This is a genomic window from Streptomyces hundungensis, from assembly GCF_003627815.1.
Lineage (GTDB): Bacteria > Actinomycetota > Actinomycetes > Streptomycetales > Streptomycetaceae > Streptomyces > Streptomyces hundungensis_A.
The window spans coordinates 6,543,136-6,561,426 of record NZ_CP032698.1; the positions used below are offsets into that span (position 1 = coordinate 6,543,136).

The following is an 18,291-nucleotide window of genomic DNA, read 5'->3' on the forward strand; positions in this document are numbered from 1 at the left end:
CCATGCCGCTGCACCGGGTCGCCGTGATCGCGCCCTCGCCCGTCTCCCTGTTCAACCTCGCCATCCCCGAGCTGCTCTTCGGCAAGGTGGAGGTCGAGGGGCGACCGGCGTACGAGGTGGTCGTGTGCACCCCCGAGCCCGGCCCGGTCGCCACGACCGGAGGGCTCGACCTGTATGTGGGCCGGGGCCTGGACGCGGTGGAGGACGCCGACACGGTCCTGGTCGCGGGGACGGGCCGGCGCTACGAGCCCGATCCGCGCACGGTGGCCGCGGTCGGGGCGGCCGCCGCGCGGGGCGTACGCATCGCCTCCATCTGTAGCGGTGCCTTCGTGCTCGCCGAGGCGGGACTGCTCGACGGGCGCAGCGCCACCACCTACTGGGAGCTGGCCGAGGAACTGCGCAGGCGTTACCCCGCGCTCGATCTCCAGGGCGATGTCCTGTACGTCCAGGACGGCAATGTCATGACGTCCTCCGGGTACGCGGCCGGCATCGATCTGTGCCTGCACATCATCCGTGGCGACTACGGCGCCGCCGCGGCCAACGCGGTGGCCCGCCAGGCGCTGGTCGCGCCGGTCCGCCCGGGCGGACAGACCCAGTTCACCCAGACCCCGCTGCCCGCGGAGCGCGGGGTGGTCTGCGCGGACACCCGGGGCTGGGCGATGCGCAACCTCGACAAGCCGCTCACCCTCACCGACCTGGCCCGGCACGCCGGCGTGAGCGTACGCACCCTGACGCGCCGCTTCCACGCCGAGAGCGGGGTCAGCCCGCTGCAATGGCTGCTGCACCAGCGCGTGGAGCGCGCCAAGGAACTCCTGGAGACGACCACGCTCCCCATGGACCGGATCGCCGAAGCGAGCGGCCTGGGCAGCGCGGACTCCCTCCGCGCCCACCTCGTACGCCGCACCGGTCTCACCCCGAGCGCCTACCGGGCCGCCTTCACCAGACTCACCACGGCGGCCTGAGCGGGCCGACCCGGTGGGAAGGGGGCGGGAATGGGGCACGGGGCGTGCGCGTTGTGGGGGACGTACAGCCTTCAACAACGTGAGAGAAGTGACATGCGCGTCGAGATCTGGAGCGACATCGCCTGCCCGTGGTGCTACATCGGCAAGGCCCGCTTCGAGAAGGGCCTGGCCGACTTCGCCCACCGGGACGATGTCGAGGTGGTCCACCGCTCCTTCGAGCTCGACCCGAACCGGCCCAAGGGCGACGTCGGCCCGGTGATCCCGATGCTCGCCGAGAAGTACGGCCGCACCCTGGAAGAGGCTCGGCAGATGGAGGCGAACGTCGCCTCCAACGCGCACGCCGAGGGGCTCGGCTACCTCGCCGACGGCCGTGACCACGGCAACACCTTCGACATCCACCGGCTGCTGCACCTGGCCAAGGAGCGCGGGCGCCAGAACGAGCTGCTCGACCTCGCCTACCGGGCCAACTTCGCCGAGGAGCGTTCCGTCTTCGACGCCGAGGTCCTGGTCGAGATCGCGGTCGCGGCGGGCCTGGACGAGGCGGAGGCGCGTACGGTCCTCGCCGACCAGGACGCCTATGCCGACGCGGTGCGCGCCGACGAGCGCGAGGCGGCCGAGCTCGGCGCGAACGCCGTCCCGTTCTTCGTGCTCGACCGGACGTACGGGATCTCCGGCGGCCAGCCCGCCGAGGTCTTCACCCGCGCCCTCGAACAGGCCTGGCAGGCGCACACCCCGGCCCTCAAGACGATCGAGGGCGACGCGGAGGCGTGCGGGCCCGAGGGGTGCGAGGTTCCGCGCCGCTGACGGCGATCCCGCGCGGGTTGAGGATCCGCTGTCGACGCACCGCGGCCGAGCCTCCGCGGTGCGGACACGGCGGCCGATACATAAGGATCGCTTGGGTGTATCGGTCAATTTTACCCAATTGACTTGGGAATGCCGGGGATTCAGTGTGGAGCCATGGAACTGGACTCCCTCGCGCGCGGCGAGTTCGCGCCGCAGACCACCTACCTCAACACCGCGAGCACCGGGCTGCTCCCCGCCCGGGCCGTGACCGCCATGAGTGAGGCCCTGGCCGCATCGGCCGCCGGCCGCCCCACCGACATGTTCGCCGACGTGGAGGCGTCTCGCGCCGCGTACGCCCGGATCGTCGGCGTCCCCGTGCGACGCGTGGCGGCCGGCGCCTCCGTCGCCGTCTACGCCGGGCTCGTCGCCGCCTCGCTGCCCGAAGGGGCCGAAGTCCTCCTCGCGGAGGCCGACTTCAGCTCCGTGGTGAATCCGTTCCACATGCGCCAGGACCTGAAGGTGCGCACCACCCCGCTGGAGCGCCTGGCCGAGGCGGTGCGGCCGGGTACCGCGCTGGTCGCGGTCAGCGCGGTCCAGTCCGCCGACGGCCGGATCGCCGACCTCGGCGCCATCCGTGACGCCGCCCGCGCCCACGGCGCCCGGACCCTCGTCGACATGTCCCAGGGCGCGGGCTGGTACCCCCTCGATGCGGGGGCGTACGACTACACCGTGGCCGTCGGCTTCAAGTGGCTCACCACCCCGCGCGGAGTCGCCTTCCTGACCGTCCCCGACGACCTCGGCGGCCTGAACCCGATCTTCGCGGGCTGGGTCGCGGGCGAGCGGCCCTGGGACTCCTGCTACGGCCCGATCGAGGAACTCGCCCACTCCGCGCGGCGGTTCGACGAGAGTCCCGCCCTGTTCTCGTACACCGGGGCCCGGCACTCGCTGGCCCTCGTCGAGGAACTCGGCATCGAACGCATCCACGCGCACAACACCGCGCTCGCCGACCGCTTCCGTGCCGGGCTCGCCCCGCTCGGGCACGAGCCGGTGGCCGCGCCCGGCTCCGCGATCGTCTCGGTGCCCGGCCTCGGCCACCGTCAGGAGGAACTGAGCGGCGTCGGCGTCGAGTTGTCCAACCGGGCCGGCAACATGCGGGCGTCCTTCCACCTGTACACCGCGGCCGAGGACGTGGACCGGCTCCTGGAGCTGCTGCCCGCCCGCTGACGGGGGAGAGCGGCCGGGCGGTCGGCTCCCGGCCTGCGTAGGTCGTTCTCGGGGAGGCTCAGGGGGTGGCCGCGCCCGCGCCGACCGGCTCGCCGTACCAGCGCCAGGTGTCCGGACGGGGCCGGCCCGGCAGGTCCGCCCGGCCCGATGCCCACAACAGCACCCGCCAGCGGTCCTGGTCCTCGGGTACGTCCCGGAAGAGCCGGGCCAGTACCCGGTCGCAGAGTCCGGCCGGAGCGGCCCAGGTCAGGCCGAGGCCCTCGGCGACGTCATGGGTGTGCAGCAGGGTCTCCACGATGCCCATCGCGCCGAACCCCTCGGGGTCGGAGACGCCGAAGCCGTGGTAGGCGCGCACCTCGGGCGGGGTGGTGCGGACCATCGCGGTGAGCAGGGCGCCGCTCGCCTCCAGCGTCTGCAAGAGGCCGGCCGGACCGGCCGCGCGGTCGGCGTGCACCGCGTTGCGGGGGCCGCCGGGGCGCTTGGCCTCCCACAGGTAGGGCACCTCGCCGTCCAGCGGGGGCTGGGCGGGGCCGAGTTGTACGGCGTAGGCGAAGAGGTCGTCCGAGAGGTGTTCCACGGTCTCCCAGCAGTCCCACTCCAGCGAACCGGCCGGCACGCTCCAGTCAGCGGCGAGCCCGGCGCGCAGCGCGGTCACGGACAGCCGCACCGCGTGCTCGACGTCGGCGGCGGTGACGGGAGTTCGGGGAGTTTTATCGACCAGGGACATGGAGGGACCGTACCAACGATCTCTGTGGACCCACCTGTGCGCAACGGGCCCGGGGACCGGTCCGGGTGAACCGGACCCGTGGGGGCGGCGCCGATACGGCTCCCAGGCCGGGGGTCCGGGGAGGTGTCCCCGGACCCCCGGCCTGAAGGTCGTTCAGCGCACCGGCGTGAAGTCCCTCGCCCCGATGAACTCCGGGCGGCGGATCGGCGCGGCGAAGGGCTCCACCGCGGTGTTCTCCACACTGTTGAAGACGATGAACACGTTGCTGCGCGGGAACGGGGTGATGTTGTCCCCGGAGCCGTGCATCGCGTTGCAGTCGAACCAGGTCGCCGAACCGGCCCGGCCCGTGAACAACTGGATGCCGTGGCGGTCTGCCATCTTGGTGAGCGCCTCGTCGGACGGCGTTCCCGCGTCCTGCATCTGAAGGGACTTCTTGTAGTTGTCCTTCGGCGTGGCGCCCTCGCAGCCGAGGAAGTCCCGGTGCGAGCCGGGCATGATCATCAGGCCGCCGTTGGTGTCGTGGTTCTCGGTCAGCGCGATCGAGACCGACACCGTACGCATCCGCGGCAGACCGTCCTCGGCGTGCCAGGTCTCGAAGTCCGAGTGCCAGTAGAAGCCGGAGGCGCCGAAGCCGGGCTTCACATTGATCCGGGACTGATGGACGTACACGTCCGAACCGAGGATGCGGCGCGCCGTGCCCACCACACGCTCGTCCCGCACCAGGCGCGCGAACACCTCACTGATCCGGTGCACTTCGAAGACCGAACGCACGGACTGCGACTGCGGTTCGATGATCGACCGCTCATCGGCACGGATGGCGGGATCGGCGATCAATCGCTCAAGTTCCGAGCGATAGAGCGCCACTTCGTCATCCGACAGCAGGTCCTGGATCGAGAGGAAGCCGTCCTGCTCGAACGATTCGAGTCCTTCGGACGGTCCCCAGACGACCGGGTCCTGGCGGGGCGTGATCACCTCGGCGGAGCCACGCGTGGGGTAGAGATCCTGGACGGTCATGGTCAGCCCTCCTCGGGTTCGGTCAGCAGCGGGTAGACGCCGTTCTCGTCGTGGTCCTCCCGTCCGGTGACCGGCGGGTTGAAGACGCAGACGCAGCGGAAGTCGGTCTTGGGGCGCAGCGTGTGGCGCTCGTGGCCGTCCAGGAGGTACATGGTGCCCGGCTCGATCCAGTGGGTCTCGCCGGTCTCCTCGTTGGTGAGCTCGGCCTCGCCCTCGGTGCACAGCACGGCCTCGATGTGGTTGGCGTACCACATGGAGGTCTCGGTGCCCGCGTACAGGACGGTCTCGTGCAGCGAGAAACCGACCTTCTCCTTCGCGAGGACGATCCGCTTGCTCTCCCAGGTGCCGGAGGCGGCCTTCACATGGCGGTCGGTGTTCTCGATGTCCTTGAACGAGCGGACAATCACGGTGAGTTGCTGCCTTTCTGTCTACGTCGGTCGGATCTGTGGCGCCGGTCGGGCGGCTGGGTCAGACGGTCGCGGCGACCGCGCGGGCCAGCGAGCGCAGCCCCTCGTCCAGCTCGTCCGGGGTGATGGTCAGCGGCGGAAGCAGCTTGACCACCTCGCTCTTGGGGCCGGAGGTCTCCAGGAGCAGACCCAGCTCGAAGGCGCGGGCACAGACCTCGGAGGCGCGCGCGGGGTCCGCGAACTCCAGGCCCCACACCAGGCCGCGGCCCCGGTAGCTCGCGCCGAGCCGGCCGTGCTCGGTGCAGAGCGCGAGCAGCGCCTGCTCGACCTGCTCGCCGCGGGCCAGGGTGTGCTTCTCCATCTGGCCGTCGGCCCAGTAGGCGTCGAGTGCCGCGGTCGCGGTGACGAACGCCGGGTTGTTGCCGCGGAAGGTGCCGTTGTGCTCGCCGGGCTCCCACACGTCGAGCTCGCCCTTGAACAGGCACAACGACATCGGCAGGCCGTAGCCGCTGATCGACTTGGAGACGGTGACGATGTCCGGCACGATGCCCGCCTCCTCGAAGGAGAAGAAGGCGCCGGTGCGGCCGCAGCCCATCTGGATGTCGTCGACGATCAGCAGCATGTCGCGGCGGCGGCACAGGTCGGCGAGCGCGCGCAGCCACTCGGGCCGCGCCACGTTGATGCCGCCCTCGCCCTGCACGGTCTCCACGATCACCGCGGCCGGCTTGTTGAGGCCGGAGCCCTGGTCCTCCAGGAGCCGCTCGAACCACAGGAAGTCGGGCACCCGGCCGTCGAGGTAGTTGTCGAACGGCATCGGCGTGCCGTGCACCAGCGGGATGCCGGCGCCGGCCCGCTTGAAGGCGTTGCCGGTGACGGCGAGCGAGCCGAGCGACATGCCGTGGAAGGCGTTGGTGAAGGAGACGATCGACTCGCGGCCCTTCACCTTGCGGGCCAGCTTCAGCGCGGACTCGACGGCGTTGGTGCCGGTCGGGCCGGGGAACATCACCTTGTACGGCAGATCGCGCGGGCGCAGGATCACGTTCTGGAACGTTTCGAGGAACGCCCGTTTCGCGGTGGTCGCCATGTCGAGGCCGTGGGTGATGCCGTCCCGCTCGATGTAGTCGAGCAACGCCCGTTTCAGGACCGGGTTGTTGTGCCCGTAGTTGAGTGAGCCGGCTCCGGCGAAGAAATCCAGATAGCTGTGGCCGTCCTCGTCGGTGAGGCGGGCACCCTGCGCGCGGTCGAACACGGCGGGCCAGCCGCGGCAGTAGCTGCGTACCTCCGATTCGAGCGACTCGAAGACACTGAGGGCGGGCGGGGTGATGGTCACAGCGATTCTCCCTGGGGGTGGAGGGGGCCGATTCGGTAGAGGACTTCGGGCTGGTGCCCGTCGTCGGGGAAGAGGCCCGCGTCGAAGAGGAGCTCACGGTCGAGGCTGGCGCCGCGGCGCTTGGCGTACGAGGCGAAGAGGCGGTCGGAGGGGGTGTTGTCCGGCGAGACCGTCGTCTCCAGCCAGGTCACCCCGTGCGAGGTGGACACCTTCGCGGTCAGCGCTTCGAGCAGCAGCCCCGCGAGCCCCTGGCCCCGGTGGGCGTGGTCGACGGCGACCTGCCACACGACGAGGGTGCCCGGACGGTCCGGCCGTACGTAGCCGGTGATGAACGCGATGGGCGCGCCGTCGTCGTCCCGGGCCACCACGGACGTCCTGGCGAAGTCGCGGCACCAGAGCAGATAGCTGTACGAGGAGTTGAGGTCGAGCACCTCGGAGTCACGGGCGATACGCCAGATCGCGGCTCCGTCCTCCACTCGTGGGTTTTCGATACGGACTGCTGTTTGCGCGGCGGTCATGCCGAGGGAATTTACCGATCGGAAATTGAAATCGCATTCCCGCCAGGGGGTGTGCAGGGAAGCCGTTCGTGTTATCACGCGAGCATGCGCGCGAACCGGTTTGTCCGGTAATTACCGGACAAAAGGGCGTGGTTGTGGAGTCGATCACACCCTTGTGACCGCCGGGAAACCGTGCTGAAACTCAGGTGTTTGACTTCGGTAAGCCGGGGCAGAAGAAAACGGGAAGCTGCGGTGGATAAGCAGCTTCCCGTTATGTGGAACGTTTTGTGGAATTCAGTTGTGCTTGGGCTGTGCTTCAGTTGTGCTTTACGCGTCTCAGGGTCGCGGAAAAGGTGTCACCAGGTTTCGGAAACGGCCCTGCGGGCAGCTTCGAGGTCCACCGCGACACCGCGCTCGCCGAGCGCCGCACCCAGCGCCGCGAGCGAGGACTGGACGGCGCCGCGCGTGGCGTCCACCCCGTAGTGGTTGACCCGGATCATGGTCGAGGCCAGCGCCCCGCCGCCGGCGATCAACGGCAGCGACGGATCGGCCGCGAGCGCCGCGGCGACCAGCGCGCCGGCGTCCACCCCGTCGGGGGTACGCAGCGTCGTGGCGACCGGAGCCGCGTCCGCCGCCTCGTGGACATACGGCGCGAGCCCGCCGCCGAGCGCGAGCGCGCCCGCCCGGGTCGCCGCCGCGGCCGAGGCGTGCCGGGCCATCACGGCCGTCAGGCCCTCGGACTCGATGCGCTCCACGCAGGCCTCCAGGGCGAGCATCTCCAGCTGGGCGGGCGCGTGCAGCAGGGCCTTGCGGCCGCCGTCGATCCAGCGCTCCTTCCAGTCGAGGAGCGAGAGGTAGGAGCGGCGCGGCGCGTTCGGGTTGGCGGCGATGCGCTCCCAGGCGCGGGCGCTGACCGAGACCGCCGAGGCGCCGGCCGGGCCGCCCATCGCCTTCTGCGCGCCGATCACACACAGGTCCACGCCCCAGTCGTCCACCCGGAGCGGCTCGGCGGCCACCGACGCCACCGCGTCCAGCATGAACAGGGCGCCGTGCCGGCGCACCACCTCGCCGATCTCCGCGACCGGGTTCGTATTGCCGGTCGCCGCCTCCGCGTGAACGAGCGAAACGAAATCGATCTCCGGGTGATCGGTGAGCGCACGATCGATCTGCTCCGCGGTGACCGCCGTGTGGAACGGCACCTCCAGATCGACCACATGGGCCCCGCAGTCGCGCAGCCAGTTGCCGAAGGTCTGCCCATAGGGGCCGGTCACGACGTTGAGCGCGGTGGAGCCGGGATGCGCCGCGCCCCGGATGCAGCCCTCCAGCGGGAGCAGCGCCTCACCCTGCATGATCACCACGTCCTGACCGGTGGCGAGCAGGGCGGCCACCCGTCGCTCGATCGCCGCGAAGTGGTCGGCGGTCAGCGGGGCCAGGTCCAGGAGCGGGTGTGTCACGGGGGTGCCTTCTTCGGTCGGCTCGGGGGTCACGGCGAGGCTCGGGCCGGGGTTCGAGCCCGGTGTTCGATCCTCTGGAGGGAGACTACCCAGACCCTCGTACAGTGCTGACCATGAGCGATCGCATGGTGCTGCATGTGAAGGGGCGCGTCCTGGCCGGGCCCGAGGACGTACGGGACGAACTGTGGGCCGTGGACGGGCGGATCACCTACGAGCGGCCCCCGGGCGAGGCACTCACCCTGACCGGCTGGGCGCTGCCGGGCCTCGTCGACGCGCACTGCCACGTGGGCCTCGACCAGCACGGTCCGGTGCCCGACGAGGTGAGCGAGAAGCAGGCCCTGACCGACCGGGAGGCCGGAACCCTGCTGATCCGTGACGCGGGTTCGCCCTCCGACACCCGCTGGATCGACGACCGCGAGGACCTGCCGAAGATCATCAGGGCGGGCCGCCACATCGCGCGCACCCGGCGCTACATCCGCAACTACGCCCATGAGATCGAGCCCGGCGACCTCGTCGCCTACATCGCGCGGGAGGCGCGGCGCGGGGACGGCTGGGTCAAACTGGTCGGCGACTGGATCGACCGGGAGGTCGGCGACCTCACCCCCTGCTGGCCGCGCGGCGAGGTCGAGGCCGCCATCGCCGAGGCCCACCGGCTCGGCGCCCGGGTCACCGCGCACTGCTTCGCCGAGGACTCGCTCAGGGACCTGGTCGAGGCGGGCATCGACTGCATCGAGCACGCCACCGGCCTGACCGAGGACACCATCCCGCTCTTCGCCGAGCGGGGCGTCGCGATCGTGCCGACCCTGGTCAACATCGCCACGTTCCCGCACATGGCCGACGGCGGCGAGGCGAAGTTCCCCCAATGGGCCGGCCACATGCGGCAGTTGCACGCGCGCCGTTACGACACGGTGCGCTCGGCCTACGACGCGGGCGTACCCGTCTTCGTCGGCACCGACGCGGGAGGCTCCCTCGCCCACGGCCTGGTCGCCGCCGAGGTCGCCGAACTGGTCAAGGCGGGCATCCCGGCGCTCGACGCGCTCTCCGCGACGACGTGGGGGCCCGCTCCTGGCTGGGCCGCCCCGCCCTGGAGGAGGGCGCCCCCGCCGACCTGGTGCTCTACGACCAGGACCCCCGAGCGGACGTCCGGGTCCTCGCGGCGCCCAGCCGTGTGGTGTTGCGCGGGCGGGTGGTGGGCTGACCTCAACTGGCCGCTAGGCTAGGTGAGTTGAGGTGGATCGGCCTCCGGGGCAGCGGCTTTCGGAGGCGCATCGCGGGCGCCCGGGACCAACGGGCCGCACGAGCGCGGGAGTTGGGGGAGCGCGCATAGTCGTGGGCCCCGGCCGGGCGGTGGGGGCCGAGTGAGGCGCGGAGCGACAGGCCCGATCCCTCACCGAGCGCGTCGCTTGGCCGCACGTCCCGCCCTCTACGACGTCGACCGCCTGGGCGCCAACACCGTGCCCGTCGCCGCCGCGATCTACCAGGACGACATGTACCTCGACCGGGACCTGGCGATCGGCACCGCCGGTGCCATCCGCGGACTGCGGCCCTGGATCACCGACGCCTACCAGCACGACGGTCTGCGCACGAGCGGAGGAGCCGTACTGGACCAGCTGATCTCGCTTCTGCACGGAACGCCCTGAAGTTGACCGCCCGTTACGTCCAGTGCGGCCGGGTCGTTGGGATTCTTTACGCGTACGCCGGGGGCGGGGCGGTGTGGGGAGTGGAGGGTGGTTGCGGGGGTGACGAAGGGGGTGGGGGTGGCAGGGGAATCGAATGTGCGGGCGGAAACCACCCCTTGGGGTGAACTCCCTTCGTGTGACGGTCAGTTCACTCTCCGTGCGTAAAGATGCGGTGTCCCAAGTCGCCGGCGCGCCCCTCGATTCGCACGAGTCCCACGAGTCCCCGTGGCGGGCGCCCGGGCTGCCATGTCTCCTGTGGGGGTTCCACCATCGTGAACAGCGACAACTTCCGCCTGCCCGCGCACGGTCCTCTCGTCCGCCGGTCCGCCGCCATCGCGGCCTGCGCGGCGCTCACCGCCGGGCCGTTCCTGCTCGCCGCGCCCGCGCACGCCGCCGGCTCCACCGGCGTGGAGGGCGACGGGGGTGGCCGGGCGGGGGCCGTGGTGCTGCGTACCGGGCTCGACGTCTCCCTGCTCGACAAGGCCGTCGACGTGCCGTTGAAAGCCACGCTCAACGAGGTCTCGGCGCCCGCCGGGGCCGAGAAGACCGCGCTGACCGTGAAGCTGGACGGGGTCGGCGGGGGTCGGCCCGTCGACGTGCTGAAGGCGGACGTCGCCACCGCCCGGGCGAGCGTCGACGCGAAGAAGACGGAGGCCTCGGCGCGGCTGGTCCACGCCCGGCTGCACCTGCCCGGGCTTCCGCTGCTCTCGCTCATCGAGGTGGGGGAGGTGACGTCGAGTGCGGTCTGCGCGGCGGGCCGGGCGCCCGTCGCCACGTCCAATGTGCTGGGCGCGGTGACCGTACTCGGCAAGAAGGTCACCGTGTCGACGGGCGGCACGACGCGGGTGCGGGTGCCGGGGGTTGGCGAGGTCACCCTCGACCTTTCGCGGGCCACGACCACGTCGCGCACCGCGGCGGCGGTCGCGCTGCGGCTTGCGGTCTCGGTCAACCCGCTCGATCTGAACGTCGCCGACGTCAAGGGCGAGGTCGCGCTGGCCGAGGCGACGTGTCGGACCCCGCAGGTGCCGGCCGGGCCGCGGTCCGCCACGGTGCCGCCGGTGGTCGCGAGCGGGGTATCGGCGCGGGGTGTCTCCGACGGTGAACTGGCTCGGACGGGTGGGGGGTCGGTCGCCCCCTATTTGGTGGGCGGGGCGGTGGTGTTGCTCGTGGGTGGGGCGGGTGTGCTTGTTCGCGTGCGCGGCGGGCGGGGGTGAGGGGGTGGGCGGGGAGCGGGGCCGCGACCCCGGCCCACCCGAGGGTGGGGCCTTTTTGCGCAGTTCCCCGCGCCCCTGAACCCGCTCTCGGCCTGCGGGCCGTGGTCGCTTCTTGCGCAGTTCCCCGCGCCCCCGAAAAACCCGTTTTCGTCTGCGGGCCGTGCGTGGCTGGTCGCGCAGTTCCCCGCGCCCCTTAAATGCTCGGCGCTGGCCAGCACCTCAGCCTGTCATGGGGGTCCCCCCTGGCCCTTAAGGCCTTGGGGGAGATTGAGGACGAGCGCCCTTTAGGCGCGAACGGGGTCTGGGGCGGAGCCCCAGGGGGCCCGGAGCCATCCAACCCCGCGCCTACGGGCGGGTGGGTGGGCAAACGCGCTGGGGTCTGGGGCGGAGCCCCAGGGGCCGGACCTTTCAGCTCGCTGCACGGGTGGGTGGGTGGGCGAGGTGCCTAGGGGCTGGGGCCGAGCCCCGGCAGGCACGGGCCGGCCAACCCCCCGTGGGCGGAGGGGGCTAGGGGTGGGTCAGGGTCAGGGACTGGTCCAGGGCTTGGAGGAAGCGGTTGGTCGTGGTGCGGTCCCGCACCGCGAGCCGCAGCCAATCCGGGCCGAGCCCGGGAAACGTATCGCCCCGCCGAGCCGCGAAGCCGAGCGTACGGAGCCGCTGACGCACCCGATCCGCCCCCTCGATCCGTACGAGCACGAACGGCCCCTCGGCCGCCTCCACCGCCCGCACCTCCTCGAACTCCGCGAGCCCCGCGAGCAGATGCGCCCGGTCCTCGGCGCCCCGCACGGCCGCCGCCTCGGCCTCCGCCAGCGCCCGGGGCTCCATGCACGCGCCCGCCGCGACCAGGGCCGGAGTCGACACCGGCCACAGCGGCTGGGCCTGCTGGAGGGCCGCGATCGTCTCCGGCTCGGCCAGCACATAACCGATCCGCAGCCCCGCCAGGCCCCACGTCTTGGTCAGGCTGCGCAGCACGACGAGACCGGGCAGATCGGTGCGGCCTGCCAGCGCCTCGCGCTCGCCCGGCACCGCGTCCATGAACGCCTCGTCCACCACCAATGTCCGCCCCGGGCGCGCGAGTTGGGCCAGGACATCGGCCGGGTGCAGGACGGAGGTGGGGTTGGTCGGGTTGCCGACCACCACCAGGTCCGCCTCCTCGGGAACGAGCGCGGGGTCGAGCCGGAAGCCGTCCTCGGCGCGCAGCAGGACCCGCCGTACCGCGTGCCCGGCATCGCGCAGCGCCGCCTCCGGCTCGGTGAACTGCGGGTGCACCACCACGGGATGACGGACCGTCAGGGCGCGGGCGAGCAGCACGAACGCCTCGGCCGCGCCCGACGTCAACAGCACCCGCTCCGGGGCCACGCCGTGCCGGTCGGCCACCGCCGCACGCGCGGAGCGGCCGTCCGGATAGGCGGCGAGGGCGGTCAGCGAATCGGCGATCCGCTCGCGCAGCCAGGCCGGGGGAGTACCGGTGCGCACATTGACCGCGAGATCGGTCAGCTCGCCGCCGTCGTCACGGACCTCCGCGTCACCGTGGTGGCGCAGATCGTGGGGGGACTCGGTGGTGGGGATGGACATGGCTTCCTCGCTCCTCGTGGGGGGTCCGTCGCCCTGCTCGGCGTTCGGCCGGAGGTGGGGCCGACGTACGATCGCACACGTCGCCCCGGCCGGGCGCCCCTCGGGGCTCGACTTCCGCTTGGGGACCAGCAGTTCCCCGCCCCCCGCCAGGGCCGCGGCCTCCGCGACGGAGGGGGTGCCGACCGCGGCGAGGGCGGCGGCCGAGCGGTGCGGCACGGGGACGGCCGCCAGCTCACGGGCCGGATACCCGACCAGCGGCACCCCGAGCCGGGCCGCGGCGCCGAGGAGCCCCGGTTCGCGCGCCTTGGTTTCGACGGTGGCCAGCTCGACGACGGCCGGCCGTCCGAGTCCCGCCTCGTCGAGAGCGGCCTCGATCAGCGCGAGCACCTCGCCCGCGGGGACCCCCCGGGAGGCGCCGACGCCCACCACGAGAGGGGCCGGCTCCCCGGCGGCGCGGGCGGGCGAGGCGGCGTCGTCGGCCATGACGGGGATCCTCTCAGGCCGCCCCGGGGCGGCGGCGGGCCCCGGTGTGGACGTGCGGAGTGCGGGCCCCGTCGGTTAGCAAGGGCGCATGGCGGTATTCGTCGCGCTCGGCGCGTTCCTGATGACTCTGGTCGGCGGCTGGACCGCCCAGCGGGTCACCGACCGGCGCCATCTGGTGCTCGGGCTCGCGGGCGGACTCATGCTCGGCGTGGTCGGGCTCGACCTGCTGCCCGAAGCCCTGGACGCGGCCGGCGAGGACCTTTTCGGGGTGCCCCGCGCCCTGCTCCTGTTCGTGGGCGGCTTCCTGTTCGCGCACGTCGTCGAGCGGGTGCTCGCCGTGCGCCAGGCCGCCCACGGCGCGGGCGAGCACCGGGCCCCGCAGGTCGGCGTCACCGTCGCCTCGGCGATGGTCGGGCACAGCCTCATGGACGGCGTCGCGATCGGCGCGGCCTTCCAGGTCGGCGCCGGGATGGGCGTCGCCGTGGCGCTCGCCGTCATCACCCACGACTTCGCCGACGGCTTCAACACGTACACGATCACCAGTCTGTACGGGAACGAGAAGCGCAAGGCGCTCGCGATGCTGTTCGCGGACGCGCTGGCGCCGATGGTGGGCGCCGCCTCGACCCTGCTCTTCACCCTTCCGGAGCAGCTGCTCGGCAGCTATCTGGGGTTCTTCGGCGGCGTGCTCCTGTATCTGGCCGCCGCCGAGATCCTCCCCGAGGCCCACCACGAGCACCCCGCCCTCTCCACGCTGCTGTGCACCGTCGCGGGCGTGGGGTTCATCTGGCTGGTGGTGGGCGTCGCCGGCTGAGTACGTCATCGCGCGCAGGCCCCGGCGAACCGGTGGGCCACCTCCGGGCGGGCCGCCCAGTGGGTGTGCAGATAGCTCGCGTGCACACCGCCCTGGACGAAGCCCTCGAAGCGGCGTTCCGGGTGCACCAGGCCCCAGGCGGGGTCGGCGCCCGCGCCCGGCTCGATGACGGTGCGGTGGAACTCGTGGCCGCGCAGCCTCGTCCCGGCGGCGGCCAGGCTGTTGTCCCGCACCGCCACCGCCTCCCGATAGCCCAGCGTGAGCCGGCCCGACATCCGCGCGTCCGCGTCGAGCACCCCGCACATCGGCTGCCCGTCGAGGGAGCGCGCCAGATACAGCAGCCCCGCGCACTCGGCGGCCACCGGCGCCCCCGAACGGGCGAGCTCGGCGACGGCCTTGCGGAGCCGTTCGTTGGCGGACAGCTCGGCGGCGTACACCTCGGGGAAGCCGCCGCCTATCACCAACCCGTCGGTGTCCGGCGGGAGTTGCTCGTCCTTGAGGGGGTCGAAGGTGACGACCTCGGCGCCGGCGGCGGTGAGCAGTTCGGTGTTCTCGGCGTAGGAGAAGGTGAACGCGGATCCGCCCGCGACGGCGATGACGGGCCGCCGCGCGGCGCTTCTTCCCCACCCCGCCCCTTCCTGGACCGGGTGCTCCGCCCCCGGACCCCCGCTCTCCGAACGCCGGAGGGGCTGGATGGTGCCCGGCTCCCACGCCTCCACCCCCAGCGGCGGCGCGGTGCGGGCCAGTGCGAGCAGGCCCTCCAGATCGCAGCCCTGCCGCACCTGCTCGCCCATCGCCGCCACCGCGTCCACCGCGTCGGTGCGGCGCTCCGCGACCGGGACCAGGCCCAGATGGCGCGACGGCGTGTCGACCTGGGGCGCGCGGCGCAGCGCGCCGAGGACGGGAACCCCCACGTCCTCCATGGCCTCGCGCAGCAGCGCCTCGTGCCGGTCGGAGCCGACCTTGTTGAGGATCACCCCGCCGACGCGCACCTCGGGGTCCCAGGACACGAAGCCGTGCACCAGCGCGGCCACCGACCGCGACTGCGAGGAGGCGTCCACGACGAGCACCACCGGTGCGCGCAGCAGCTTGGCGACCTGCGCGGTGGAGGCGAGTTCGCCGAGACCGCTCGCCCCGTCGTACAGGCCCATCACGCCCTCCACCACGGCGAGGTCGCACCCCTGGGCCCCGTGCGCGAACAGCGGGGCCACGAGCTCGGGCCCGCACATGTACGCGTCGAGGTTGCGTCCGGGGCGCCCGGTCGCCAGGGAGTGGTAGCCGGGGTCGATGTAGTCCGGGCCGACCTTGTGCGGGGACACGGTGAGCCCGGCGCCCGTGAACGCGGCCATCAGGCCCGTCGTGACGGTGGTCTTGCCGCTGCCCGACGCCGGGGCGGCGATGACGAGACGTGCTACCACTCGATGCCCCGCTGGCCCTTCTGACCGGCGTCCATCGGGTGCTTGACCTTGGACATGTCCGTGACCAGATCCGCGAACTCCACCAGTTGTTCAGGGGCGTTGCGGCCGGTGATCACCACATGCTGGGTGCCCGGACGGTCGCGGAGCACCGAGACGACCTCGTCGACGTCGACCCAGCCCCAGTGCAGCAGATAGGCGAACTCGTCGAGGACGTAGAACTTGTACGTCTCGGCGGCCAGGTCGCGCTTGACCTGCTCCCAGCCCTCGCGGGCCTTCTCCTCGTGGGTCGGCTCGCCCTCGGCGGTCTCGCGCTGGATCCACGACCAGCCCTCGCCCATCTTGTGCCAGTCGACGGGGCCGCCCTCGCCGGACGCCCCGAGCACCTTCAGCGCGTTCTCCTCGCCGACCTTCCACTTCGCCGACTTCACGAACTGGAACACCCCGACCGGCCAGCCCTGGTTCCAGGCGCGCAGAGCCATCCCGAACGCGGCCGTCGACTTCCCCTTGCCGACGCCGGTGTGCACCATGACCAGGTGCCTGTTGCGTCGCTGACGTGTCGTCAGACCGTCCTCGGGTACGACACTGACCTGTCCCTGCGGCATTAAGCGGCCCTCCTCGAAGTTCCCTGGACATCCTTGACGAGGCCGGCGATGGAGTCCGCCCGCAACTCGTCCAACGTGACGGCGCTGCCGCCGAGTTCACGCGCGAGCTCCCCCGCGAGCCCCAGCCGCACCATGCCCGACTCGCAGTCCACGACCACCGACGCGATGCCCTCGGCGGCGTGCAGCCGGGCGGCCCGCCCCGCGAGCGCCACCGGCTCGGGGCCGCCCGTGGCCCGGCCGTCGGTGACGACCACGAGGAGCGGACGGCGCGAAGGATCGCGCAGCCGCTCCACCCGCAGCACGTCGTGGGCCCTGAGGAGCCCCGCCGCGAGGGGGGTGCGCCCGCCGGTCGGCAGCGTTTCGAGCCGGGCGGCGGCCGCGTCCACCGACGAGGTGGGCGGCAGCGCGAGCTCGGCCTCCTTGCCGCGGAAGGTGATCAGACCGACCTTGTCGCGGCGCTGGTAGGCGTCGAGAAGCAGCGAGAGCACCGCTCCCTTGACCGCGCTCATGCGCCGGCGGGCCGCCATCGACCCGGACGCGTCCACCACGAAGAGGACGAGGTTGCCCTCGCGGCCCTCGCGGGTCGCCTGGCGCAGATCGTCACGGCGCACCACGAGACCGCGGCCCACCCGTCCGCGCGCCCGCTGATGGGGGGCGGCCGCCTGCACCGTCGCCGTCAAGTGCAGCTTGGTGAGGGCCCCTTGGGGGCGGCGCGAGCCGGTGGTCCTGCCGTGCTCGGTGCGGGCCCGCGAGCGCCGGCCGGCCGCGCCCTCGCCGAGGCCGGGCACGCTCAGCATCTTCGTGCGGAACGGCTCGGCGGACTTCACCGCGGCGCGCTCGCCGGGGCCACTGGGGACGGGTGAGGCGGGCGGCTCCACCGCGTCGGGGGAGTCCGGGGACCCGGCCGGCTCCGACGGCTCCGACGGCTCGGACGCGTCGGGGGAGTCGGCCGGGCTCTCGGGGGAGTCGCCCTGCGGCGGCACCCCGCCTCCGCCCCCGCCCCCGCCGCCGGGGCCCTCGGGGCCCGGGTCCGGATCGTCGTCGCCCTCGTCCTCGCCCTGGAACTGCTCCAGGGTCTCGTCGAGCTTGTCCTGGTCGAGGCCCGGCGCGTCGAACGGGTTGCGCCTGCGCCGGTGCGGCAGCGCCAGCAGCGCGGCCTGGCGGACGTCGTCGCTGGTCACCTCCGTACGGCCCGCCCACGCGGCGAGCGCGGTGGCGGTGCGCGCCATCACGATGTCGGCGCGCATGCCGTCGACCTCGAACGCGGCGCAGGTGGCCGCGATCTGGAGCAGCACCGCGTCTCCGAGCGTCACGGAGGGGAGCAACTCCCGTGCCGCGACGATCCGTTGGCGCAGCGCGCTCTCCTCGTCCGCCCAGCGCCCGGCGAACGCGGCCGGGTCGTCGTCGTGGGCGAGCCGGCGCCGCACCACTTCGACGCGCTGGGCGGGCTCGCGTGAGGCCGCGACCTCGACGGTCAGGCCGAACCGGTCGAGCAACTGCGGCCGCAGCTCGCCCTCTTCGGGGTTCATCGTGCCGACCAGCAGGAACCGCGCGGCGTGCCGCACCGAGACGCCCTCACGCTCCACATAGGACGACCCCATGGCGGCGGCGTCGAGGAGGAGGTCGATGAGGTGGTCGTGGAGCAGGTTGACTTCGTCGACGTAGAGGATGCCGCGGTGGGCGTCCGCGAGCAGGCCCGGCTCGAAGGCCTTCACGCCCTCGCCCAGCGCCCGTTCGATGTCGAGGGCGCCCACCAGACGGTCCTCGGAGGCGCCCACCGGAAGCTCCACCATGCGGGCGGCACGGGCCGTGCCGGGGCCGCTCTCGTGCGGCCCGTCCGGGCACTGCGGGTCGGGCGCGGCCGGGTCGCAGCTGAAGCGGCAGCCCGGCACGACCGCCACCTCGGGCAGCAGGTCCGCGAGCGCGCGGACCGCGGTGCTCTTGGCGGTGCCCTTCTCGCCCCGGACCAGGACCCCTCCCACAGCCGGGCTGACGGCGTTCAGGAGCAGCGCGAGCCGCAGGTCGTCCATGCCGACGACGGCGGTGAACGGATACCGGGTGCTCATGGGCCGATCTCTCCTCGGATTGGTGCGGTACGCGGCGTACGGGCG

16 protein-coding genes and 1 pseudogene are annotated in these 18,291 nt (G+C 72.6%); 7 read left to right on the forward strand and 10 right to left on the reverse strand.

Annotated elements, in window-relative coordinates; all coding sequences use genetic code 11:
* The first annotated feature begins 2 nt into the window (after nt 1–2).
* The 3 genes from DWB77_RS28975 (at nt 3) to DWB77_RS28985 (ending at nt 2,969) form a co-directional block, all read left to right on the forward strand.
* Nucleotides 3–962, forward strand: a complete 960-nt coding sequence (locus DWB77_RS28975) for a GlxA family transcriptional regulator (RefSeq protein ID WP_120724563.1) — start codon at nt 3–5, stop codon at nt 960–962.
* A gap of 93 nt (nt 963–1,055) precedes the next feature.
* Nucleotides 1,056–1,766 carry a DsbA family oxidoreductase gene (locus tag DWB77_RS28980; protein WP_120724564.1) on the forward strand — a complete coding sequence of 237 codons (711 nt, stop codon included), beginning with the start codon at nt 1,056–1,058 and terminating at the stop codon, nt 1,764–1,766.
* A gap of 153 nt (nt 1,767–1,919) precedes the next feature.
* The gene (locus tag DWB77_RS28985) at nt 1,920–2,969 is read left to right on the forward strand and encodes an aminotransferase class V-fold PLP-dependent enzyme (RefSeq protein ID WP_120724566.1); all 1,050 of its coding nucleotides are present in this window, start codon (nt 1,920–1,922) and stop codon (nt 2,967–2,969) included.
* A 58-nt stretch (nt 2,970–3,027) separates the two neighbouring features.
* Here the strand turns inward: DWB77_RS28985 and DWB77_RS28990 are convergent, their stop codons facing one another.
* The 6 genes from DWB77_RS28990 to DWB77_RS29015 form a co-directional block, all read right to left on the reverse strand.
* Nucleotides 3,028–3,696: a hypothetical protein gene (locus DWB77_RS28990; RefSeq protein ID WP_120724567.1), complete on the reverse strand. Its 669-nt coding sequence runs from the start codon at nt 3,694–3,696 to the stop codon at nt 3,028–3,030.
* A gap of 153 nt (nt 3,697–3,849) precedes the next feature.
* Nucleotides 3,850–4,710, reverse strand: a complete 861-nt coding sequence (gene thpD, locus DWB77_RS28995) for an ectoine hydroxylase (RefSeq protein ID WP_174248640.1) — start codon at nt 4,708–4,710, stop codon at nt 3,850–3,852.
* Nucleotides 4,711–4,712: 2 nt separating this feature from the next.
* Entirely contained in the window at nt 4,713–5,117 is a 405-nt protein-coding gene (locus tag DWB77_RS29000; RefSeq protein WP_120724569.1) for an ectoine synthase, read from the reverse strand.
* Nucleotides 5,118–5,178: 61 nt separating this feature from the next.
* Complete coding sequence (gene ectB, locus DWB77_RS29005; RefSeq protein WP_120724571.1) at nt 5,179–6,447, reverse strand: diaminobutyrate--2-oxoglutarate transaminase; 1,269 nt, start codon at nt 6,445–6,447, stop codon at nt 5,179–5,181.
* On the reverse strand, nt 6,444–6,923 hold the full coding sequence (gene ectA / locus DWB77_RS29010) for a diaminobutyrate acetyltransferase (RefSeq protein ID WP_174248731.1): 480 nt from the start codon (nt 6,921–6,923) through the stop codon (nt 6,444–6,446). The genes ectB and ectA overlap by 4 nt, the downstream gene beginning before the upstream one ends.
* A gap of 377 nt (nt 6,924–7,300) precedes the next feature.
* Nucleotides 7,301–8,398 (reverse strand): pyridoxal-phosphate-dependent aminotransferase family protein, encoded by a 1,098-nt coding sequence (locus DWB77_RS29015; protein ID WP_120728377.1) that lies wholly within the window; start codon nt 8,396–8,398, stop codon nt 7,301–7,303.
* 113 nt (nt 8,399–8,511) lie between these two features.
* Here DWB77_RS29015 and DWB77_RS29020 point away from each other — a divergent pair.
* The 3 genes and pseudogenes from DWB77_RS29020 (at nt 8,512) to DWB77_RS29030 (ending at nt 11,291) form a co-directional block, all read left to right on the forward strand.
* A pseudogene (locus DWB77_RS29020) lies at nt 8,512–9,596 on the forward strand (amidohydrolase family protein).
* Nucleotides 9,597–9,801: 205 nt separating this feature from the next.
* Entirely contained in the window at nt 9,802–10,038 is a 237-nt protein-coding gene (locus tag DWB77_RS29025; RefSeq protein ID WP_216826871.1) for a hypothetical protein, read from the forward strand.
* A 311-nt stretch (nt 10,039–10,349) separates the two neighbouring features.
* Nucleotides 10,350–11,291, forward strand: coding sequence for an SCO1860 family LAETG-anchored protein (locus tag DWB77_RS29030; RefSeq protein ID WP_246033675.1), 942 nt, complete (start codon nt 10,350–10,352; stop codon nt 11,289–11,291).
* Between the two features lie 507 nt (nt 11,292–11,798).
* Here DWB77_RS29030 and cobC read toward each other — a convergent pair.
* The gene (cobC, locus tag DWB77_RS29035) at nt 11,799–13,349 is read right to left on the reverse strand and encodes an Rv2231c family pyridoxal phosphate-dependent protein CobC (RefSeq protein WP_120724577.1); all 1,551 of its coding nucleotides are present in this window, start codon (nt 13,347–13,349) and stop codon (nt 11,799–11,801) included.
* An 88-nt stretch (nt 13,350–13,437) separates the two neighbouring features.
* Here cobC and DWB77_RS29040 point away from each other — a divergent pair, with 88 nt between their 5' ends.
* On the forward strand, nt 13,438–14,160 hold the full coding sequence (locus DWB77_RS29040) for a ZIP family metal transporter (RefSeq protein ID WP_120724579.1): 723 nt from the start codon (nt 13,438–13,440) through the stop codon (nt 14,158–14,160).
* A 5-nt stretch (nt 14,161–14,165) separates the two neighbouring features.
* Here DWB77_RS29040 and DWB77_RS29045 read toward each other — a convergent pair whose 3' ends face one another.
* Genes DWB77_RS29045 through DWB77_RS29055 form a run of 3 tightly spaced genes read right to left on the reverse strand, consistent with a single transcriptional unit; the run spans nt 14,166 to nt 18,246 of the window.
* Complete coding sequence (locus tag DWB77_RS29045; RefSeq protein WP_120724581.1) at nt 14,166–15,578, reverse strand: cobyrinate a,c-diamide synthase; 1,413 nt, start codon at nt 15,576–15,578, stop codon at nt 14,166–14,168.
* Complete coding sequence (cobO, locus tag DWB77_RS29050; protein WP_120724583.1) at nt 15,572–16,180, reverse strand: cob(I)yrinic acid a,c-diamide adenosyltransferase; 609 nt, start codon at nt 16,178–16,180, stop codon at nt 15,572–15,574. Before cobO ends, DWB77_RS29045 begins: the two co-directional genes overlap by 7 nt.
* Nucleotides 16,180–18,246 (reverse strand): putative cobaltochelatase, encoded by a 2,067-nt coding sequence (locus tag DWB77_RS29055; protein ID WP_120724585.1) that lies wholly within the window; start codon nt 18,244–18,246, stop codon nt 16,180–16,182. Before DWB77_RS29055 ends, cobO begins: the two co-directional genes overlap by 1 nt.
* Nucleotides 18,247–18,291 lie beyond the last annotated feature (45 nt).